This window comes from Nostoc sp. XA010, from assembly GCF_020829625.1.
Lineage (GTDB): Bacteria > Cyanobacteriota > Cyanobacteriia > Cyanobacteriales > Nostocaceae > Nostoc.
The window spans coordinates 1-7481 of the sequence record NZ_JAIVFX010000089.1 but is presented as its reverse complement, the minus strand read 5'-3'; the positions used below and the strand labels follow the sequence as shown (position 1 = coordinate 7481).

Here is a 7481-nt window from a genome sequence, read left to right as displayed (position 1 = left end):
GTTTCAAGGGATATCGGAAATGCTTTGCTAAAAGAACAAGAAAAATTATTTGAACTATGGCATCGAGTCAGAGATGGAACTTTGAAGCGTTGCGAGTTTCAACTTTTAGTCAAACAAATTCGCAATAGGCATCACCGTGCCAAAACGGGAAAATTGTACGCTAAGGCTAAAAGCGTTACCCAGCAAGCATCTTAGCCCCTCGCTTTTCTACAGTACCCGTGAGCGGCTGTTTCCCCTCAGTTGATTGGTGCAGAGTATTGGTACTACTCTGCACCATCTTCCAAGACTAATTCGAGTCAAAAGTGATAAATACAGGTATGCCATTTCGCTCAAAACAACTTGTTTTCATAGCGTTGAGGTTAGCATCAATTCCTTAGCGTACAATTTTCCCGTTTCGGCACGGTGATGCCTATAGTGGAGCAACGCTAGTACGTCCGGCATTAGAACGTTTGAGGGACTTGGCTTTTGCTAATGGAGTAGATCGACTTTACGTCCACTCTCCCGACCGATTAGCTCGCAAATATGCTTACCAAGTGTTATTAATTGACGAAATGTACCGTTGTGGCGTGGAAGTAATTTTCCTCAATCGAGAATTGGGACAATCGCCAGAAGATGATTTGCTGTTGCAAGTACAGGGAATGGTAGCCGAGTACGAACGAGCCAAAATTATGGAACGCAGTCGGCGAGGTAAGCGACATGCAGCCAAATCCGGCTCAGTCAACGTCTTGTCTTGTGCCCCCTATGGTTATAAATATGTCAGCAAAGCTGATGGGGGCGGTCAGGCTCACAATGAAATTGGTTATCGAACAAGCTCAAGTAGTTCGACAAATATTTGACTGGGTAGGCAGAGAAAGGGTCACAATTGGGGAAGTATGTCGCCGACTGAATACAGACGGACACCTGACCCAAACCGGAAAAGCAGTGTGGGATCGATCCACGGTATGGGGAATGTTGAAAAACCCAGCCTATATTGGATTTGCTGCTTTTGGTAAAACCCAAGTTTGCTCCCGTCGGCAGAGATTAAGACCCATTCGGGGAGCTTCTCCACAACCGAGACGTGACTATTCAAGCAACTCAGTTGATATCTCAGAATGGATTTCTGTACCAGTGCCAAAGATTGTAGATGAAAATCTGTTTGCTGCTGTACAAGAGCAATTACAGGAAAATCAGCGTCGTTCTCGAATTGGTCAACGAGGTGCAAGATACTTGTTGCAAGGTTTAGTCACCTGTAAACTCTGTGGCTATACTTACTATGGCAAAGCTATCAGTAATAAATCTGCCAAAAGCAAACCTCGTGACTATGCTTATTATCGGTGCATTGGTACTGATGCTTATCGCTTTGGCGGTAATCGAGTTTGTAGCAATACCCAGGTACGAACTGATACTTTGGAAGCGGCTGTTTGGCAAGAAGTATGTTCTTTGCTCAAAAATCCCCAACGCCTTTATATGGAATATCAACGCCGAGGACAGGAGCCGACTTCAGCTGTTCAAGAAAATATTAAGACTTTAGAATCTCAAATTGCCAAGCTCCGCCGGGGTATTGCACGGCTGATTGATAGCTATGCTGAGGGTCTTATTGAAAAAAACGAATTTGAGCCAAGGATTCATAAAATCAAAGAACGAGTTGCAATTTTAGAAGCTCAGGTGAAAAATCTTAATGATGAGGCAACCCTAAACCGGGAACTAAGACTGATTATTGGTCGGTTGGAGGAGTTTTCCTCTAAAGTCATCAACAACCTTGACTCAATAGAATGGAATAGCCAACGAGAAATTATTCGCCTGTTAGTAAAGCGAGTTGAGGTGGATACTGAACAGGTAAATGTGGTTTTTCGGGTAGGGGAAGTTTCTGATGTCCCAAAGTCTGAATCAGAAAGTTTGCAAGATTGTAGGAGGGGTAACCACTCCCCCTTGAGGTGTACCTTGTTCGGGGAATTCTGGGTTGGCTCCTGCCTTGAGGCATCGGAAGATACCGAGTTTTAAGCCTTTGGGGGCAATGAGTTCATCCATTATTGCTGAGTGGTTAATCTTGTCGAAGCATTTTTCGATATCGAGTTCTATAACTCTTTTATCTATTCCATTGCTTGAGGAGCGTAGGTTATTGAAGATGTATTGTTGTGCATCATGGGCAGAGCGCCCAGTTCTGAACCCGTAGCTTCTAGCATGGAAGGTGGCTTCGTGTGCTGGCTCCAGTGCATATTTCGCTAGGCATTGCCAAGCTCTATCCGCGATGGTAGGTATCTTAAGCATTCTGGTAGTCCCGTCCTTCTTAGGGATGGGGATTTCCCGTAGTCCTTGATGCTTCCAATTTCCACTGTTCATTCTCAGTAATTCTTCAAGTTTGAAGCGTTCCTCGAATGATAGGGATTTCTTACCATCAATACCAGCCGTTTTCTTACCAGCATAAAGCTTGTGATACTTGTCTTATTGCAAGAAATCGAGCCGAGGTGGATTTAAGAATAAGCTTTTGGAGTAACCTGGCTTTCCGCTTGTCTCCAACTTGAACAGCTTTATACACGCGATGAGTGAAGGCGGAAAAGATTTCGGCGGAATTTCTTCCACGGTAAGGCTTTCCAAGATTCACTAGTTTTGTAACTGTGTCTAATCATTTTCTCTTCTGGAGTTTGTGTATTCTGAACACCTCAGACCAATTACGGTCTGTCCTACCCGACTTGAGAGAGTTCCGCTTCTCGTCTAGCCTACTTGGGGTTCGACTGCCCCTAGACTCCCAAATCGTTTTTATTCGTTCCCTCGGAGAGATTGATTGTTCCGTTAGGCGTGGTCAATTCAACTACTGGATTCCCTAGACTCTTTGCCGCTATTTAGAAAACATGCGGCGGGAATTATTTCTCCAGTGAAGTCAGGGTTTTTCTGTTACGCCCTGCTTATGACTGAGTTGCTTTTCTAGACCCGTTTTCGCCGTGGGAACTCCCTGTTAGCGCCAGTGTCAACCCGTAACGGTCGTCTGATTGCGCCCTGTTCCCAGCTTCACTCAACAAGAACCGAGCTTGTTCGGTGTGGGCAGATAAGGAGTCAATTTTGAGTCTGAATGGTAGGGCTTTCACCTACATCTGACCGAGAGTTCAGCCTTTAGTGACAGTAATCTGCTGTCGGGCTGGATTAGTTATTTACGGACTGATTACCGCGATTTTTACTAATCAGCGAATCGCACTTTCTATATCATTGTAGGCGTTGACTTGAGTCAGGGTGAAATCACCATCTTTTGACTCAATAACCAAACCAGATTTACTGACATATTCATAATCACTCTTCAGCAAAAAGTGAACATCTAAACCAGCTTTTTGCAGTTTGGCACCATAAAAGCCACCTAATGCACCAGTTCCTATAATGGCGTAACTACGCTTGAACATATTGCTAACAAAGAGATTTTTCTCTAATGATCATAAGGCGAATACGTTGTATACGGAAAGCTCAATCCGATTATTCGTGGATAAGCGAATTACTTCCGAGTTGGAGTATCCTCAAAAATTTTCAATTCTCTTGACCACTGGTTATACGAGAAGCAGAAAATGTATGCCAAACGCACTCATCGAAATAAATCCGATATTTGGCGTCAGGCTAAATACTGGGGAAATCGGGGTGAAATGAGCAGGCGCGACCTGAACTGGTCGTTTAGAACGTGGAGCCTACTCCGCTAAGGGATTCACACCCCTTACCCTCACGGAAACGACTCTAAGAAAGAGTTTGGTCACGCCCAAGTAAGTAATGAAACAGGCGAAGTGCAGACCCCGAAAGTAGCCGTAACTGGCAGCCTAAAACTGGTTATAGAGCAAGAGGGAGTTCTCTATGATGAACATTAAGTGAAGTGTCATATTAAACTACGTCATTTGACAAAAAGCCAAATCAGGCTGATAGGCTTTAACCAAAAGGTAAATGGGTAGTTTTGGTGTTCTGCTCTCACCAAAACGTGTGAATACAAATCCCATCGTAGAAAAGACAACATCTAAGGAGAACAGACAACTAAACGACGCAACAGGGTAAACCCTACAGAGTCTAAGAGAGGTCGAATACTCTTAGTAAGTCCGAGGCAACAAAGACCGAATTCTTTGGTGGGTAGAGGATGAAGTAAAAAGCGAACGCTAACCTGTAATGGGGTAGATAGGGGTTCAAAATTTGCCCTTGACCGAAAGGAATAGCCAACTTACTTTGGGTTTTACACGAAAAGACAAAAAGTTAAAGAAACTTAATCCGAGGACAAGTTAGATGGTGACAGCAATGTCAACAAACGGACTGAGGAAACAACTAAAAGACTGGAGCCGCATTAAGTGGCAGAAAGTCAACAAACTTGTTAAGAATCTACGACAAAGAATCTTTCGTGCTAGAAAACTTGGTAGCTTCAAAGCTCTTCGGAGTCTACAGAAGTTAATGCTTATCAGCTACGCAAACTTACTATTATCTGTTCGACGTATCACTCAGACAAATCTTGGTAAAGCAACGGCAGGAATTGATAAAGAAATTATCAATACCCCAATGCAACGAGTGATTCTGGTAAACGATTGCAATGGGGGAAACCTGTTGCCAACTCGAAGGTTACGCTGAGGACTTTGCTCACGACAAAGTTAACGCGAATGACCCGATTAAATACTTTGCTGCCCCAGAGAATCAATACTTAGGCGTGGTTAAATATCTCTGAAAGCCAGTCACCAAGCCGGATTTTTCTCCTTTTCCTGCACCCTATTAACAAATATACAATTACCTTAACCTCTCACTGATGTACTCATATAGTATGGAGAAAATTAAAATAAAAATGGCGAAAATCGCCATTCTGCCCATGATTAAGAGAAGGCCGAAACATAAGGCAGAAGATATTATAGCTATAAAACGTTTATGTCCTTGCAGTAGAGAAATGCCGGCTATCGATGTTAACAGATAAATTAATATAAAAACTCCATTTGCATATAAAATTAAATTTTCTAAGTCAATTTGAAAGATAAATTTAATAATTAGAGTGTTTGTAACTAATATAAATGTTGCAATCAATGCATTTCGCAATTGACCATTATGTGTCGCTCTTGAAAACCATCTAAATAACATTTTGTTAACGCTCATGCTATAGATTAAGCGTGAGCAGCTAAGAATATACATATTAACTGTTAGAAAGCAAGCAAAAAAGCCAGTCAGTCCTACAAAATACCTACCAGAGCTTCCAATAAAAGTGCCTGTTAAATAAATAAGTGAGTTAATATTTTTATCCTCGTTCCCATAAGCTCCATGTTTAATAACAACAAATGCGATTAAAAAATAAAGTAAACCAACGGTAAAAATACTAATGATAATTACTCTAGAAAAGTCCTTCTTTACGTCTTTGAATTCAGTAGATAGGTGTGTTACTGTTTCTATACCAGCAAAACACCAAAATATTATTGTAATACATCTTCCGATTCTCCAAATATTTGCTGAGGCAAGGCTCTGTTTCAGAACATCATTATGAATAGGTGAGTTGATTAAACCCAGAACAATCACAGAAATTAATACAAACGTAATTAGACACGACAGGATAATCTGTATTTTGTCAGTAAATTCAATACTAAAGAGATTTATGGCAAACATTGCCAATAGCATTAATATAGAAATGAAAAATATCTGGTTATTACTACCCTGAAAAGTAGATCCCAAATAACTTGCACCAGTTATAACTACTACGGGAGGACCGATTGGAATAACAGAGAGAAATAGCCACGAAGTAAAATTCTCAGATTTTTTTCCAAAAACTCTCCCAACAAAGTAAGCTGTACCACCAGCATTAGGGTAAGAGGAGCCTAAATACCCAAATGTAAGAGCAACTGGAATTATGAGCGCGATAGTTAATAACCATGATAAGAGTGAATAATTACCAGCTATAGTTGCAGTCATTGCTGGAACCACGAAAATTCCAGAACCAAGTAAAGTTGATGTTAAAGCCGCAATGCCTTGGTATAAAGTTATATTTTTTTTCAGGGTAAATGCGTTATTTTCTTGATCCGTCATAGAATTCATTTAGTTATTAGTAATCAACCAAGCTTATGAGAGTGTGGTTGAGTTGACTGCCGAGCAAGTATTAGTTTTTTCCGATTTTGTAAAGCTCATGATACAAGGATAAATGCTGCTTATTTTACTTTACAACACTTTGAGATGCGGAATCCTGTATCGTTTTCAAATATAAGCATGAACATAGGTTTTACAGTAATTCCAGATAGGTCGTGTTTGAGTTAAAGCAAAGCTAGAGATGTTATTAGCAATCGAAGCAAAAACCGAGTTAAAACTGAAACACTTACTCAATAGTTGTTTGGTTTGCTAACTAAACTTAGTTTTATTACTTGTAATTACTGTTATAGCAACGCGTAACCAGCAACTGATAACTCCTTTTATAATCGAAGGTTCCTTCAACCGGATTGTGTTTGAGATTTGGTTTGAAGGAGAGCTTAATCCCTCTGCTGGAACCAGGGCAGGTGGTAGTCATCGATAACGCCACGTTCCATAAAGGCGGTCATATCTGGCGGTTGCCATATAAAGACATTTATCACAGGAGTTTTTTGCCTAAATATCGAATAAACAGGGCTATTTAATTCTATTTTTAGGGCAATTTTTACTAATCTTTTTTGGGAAAAACAAGAATTTAGCAACGAACTTATCCGTCAAAAATGCCCATTTTATGATAATTAACCCGTGAGCATAAAACATGACATTTTAGAATAAAATAGCCCTGTTCCAATAAACAAGGAATGCGGCAACTATTAAATCACCAGTTTCTTATCATGATCACAGGAATCATGCCCTTAACTCAGTTTTTGGTTGGATTGTTGCTCATGCCTTTTATTTGTTCATTCATTAGTACTCGTTGATATTGCTTTCGTTTGAGGAAATCATAAAGCTTGTTGTAGTAATCTCCTGCGATATTGTGTCTAATTAGCACTCCTTTGCATATTTCTTCCATTAAATCTTTGGATTCATGAACAAGTGGTTTTAAAACACCATCAAACCAATCACGTCCATGATCATGATCCACAGAAACATGCATTTCCTGATATTGAATGACATCCTTGGGAACGCCAAGTCTATTGCAACCGTCTACCATAGCAAGAAAACGTTGGGAAGCTGTCTCTTCAAGAATTCCAAGAGCACCAATAAGACGAGGGACAAACCAACGCCTTAAACCATACATAAGGAGAATTGCTGCATTTGAATAGATTTCTTCAAAATCAATATCACTAGGGTCAATTCCAACTGACTTCAAATGTTCTTTCATAAACTTCACAGATTTATCAAATAACTCTGTGTGAATTAACTCTGGATGACCATCACCCATTTCATCCCAGTAATTTTTAGCAATTATCAACTTAACTGGATTCGGTGCTCCTAAGTAAGTCGGCGGGAAAATTTATAACTATGTAACAAAAGCTTAACCAGAGTCATGGGAGTTAAATTTAACACGGTGTGTACTGTAGTTTCCTTTTTTCCCTCTAGCTTGAACACCATCAATTACG

6 protein-coding genes and 3 pseudogenes are annotated in these 7481 nt (G+C 40.4%); 5 read left to right on the top strand and 4 right to left on the bottom strand.

Annotation, left to right across the window (positions count from 1 at the left end; genetic code table 11):
- The 3 genes from LC608_RS35605 to LC608_RS35595 all read left to right on the top strand — a co-directional run.
- On the top strand, positions 1-195 hold a 195-nt coding region (locus LC608_RS35605), incomplete at its 5' end, for a hypothetical protein (RefSeq protein WP_229558007.1).
- A gap of 188 nt (positions 196-383) precedes the next feature.
- Positions 384-836 (top strand): recombinase family protein, encoded by a 453-nt coding sequence (locus tag LC608_RS35600; protein ID WP_308189984.1) that lies wholly within the window; start codon positions 384-386, stop codon positions 834-836.
- The gene (locus tag LC608_RS35595) at positions 742-1980 is read left to right on the top strand and encodes a recombinase family protein (protein ID WP_308189983.1); all 1239 of its coding nucleotides are present in this window, start codon (positions 742-744) and stop codon (positions 1978-1980) included. Before LC608_RS35600 ends, LC608_RS35595 begins: the two co-directional genes overlap by 95 nt.
- Here LC608_RS35595 and LC608_RS35590 read toward each other — a convergent pair.
- Both LC608_RS35590 and LC608_RS35585 read right to left on the bottom strand, forming a co-directional pair.
- Positions 1891-2606, bottom strand: a pseudogene (locus LC608_RS35590) (reverse transcriptase N-terminal domain-containing protein); the annotation flags it as partial. The gene LC608_RS35595 and the pseudogene LC608_RS35590 overlap by 90 nt on opposite strands.
- A 564-nt stretch (positions 2607-3170) precedes the next feature.
- A pseudogene (locus LC608_RS35585) lies at positions 3171-3368 on the bottom strand (2-dehydropantoate 2-reductase N-terminal domain-containing protein); the annotation flags it as partial.
- A 96-nt stretch (positions 3369-3464) separates the two neighbouring features.
- Here LC608_RS35585 and LC608_RS35580 point away from each other — a divergent pair.
- Together LC608_RS35580 and LC608_RS35575 are read left to right on the top strand one after the other, a co-directional pair.
- Positions 3465-3656, top strand: a pseudogene (locus LC608_RS35580) (group II intron maturase-specific domain-containing protein); the annotation flags it as partial.
- Positions 3657-4233: 577 nt separating this feature from the next.
- On the top strand, positions 4234-4557 hold the full coding sequence (locus LC608_RS35575) for a reverse transcriptase N-terminal domain-containing protein (protein ID WP_229558004.1): 324 nt from the start codon (positions 4234-4236) through the stop codon (positions 4555-4557).
- A gap of 153 nt (positions 4558-4710) precedes the next feature.
- Here the strand turns inward: LC608_RS35575 and yjeH are convergent, their stop codons facing one another.
- Both yjeH and LC608_RS35560 read right to left on the bottom strand, forming a co-directional pair.
- Complete coding sequence (yjeH, locus tag LC608_RS35570; RefSeq protein WP_229558003.1) at positions 4711-5985, bottom strand: L-methionine/branched-chain amino acid transporter; 1275 nt, start codon at positions 5983-5985, stop codon at positions 4711-4713.
- A 793-nt stretch (positions 5986-6778) separates the two neighbouring features.
- Positions 6779-7375, bottom strand: coding sequence for an iron-containing redox enzyme family protein (locus tag LC608_RS35560; protein WP_374108496.1), 597 nt, complete (start codon positions 7373-7375; stop codon positions 6779-6781).
- Between the last annotated feature and the right edge of the window lie 106 nt (positions 7376-7481).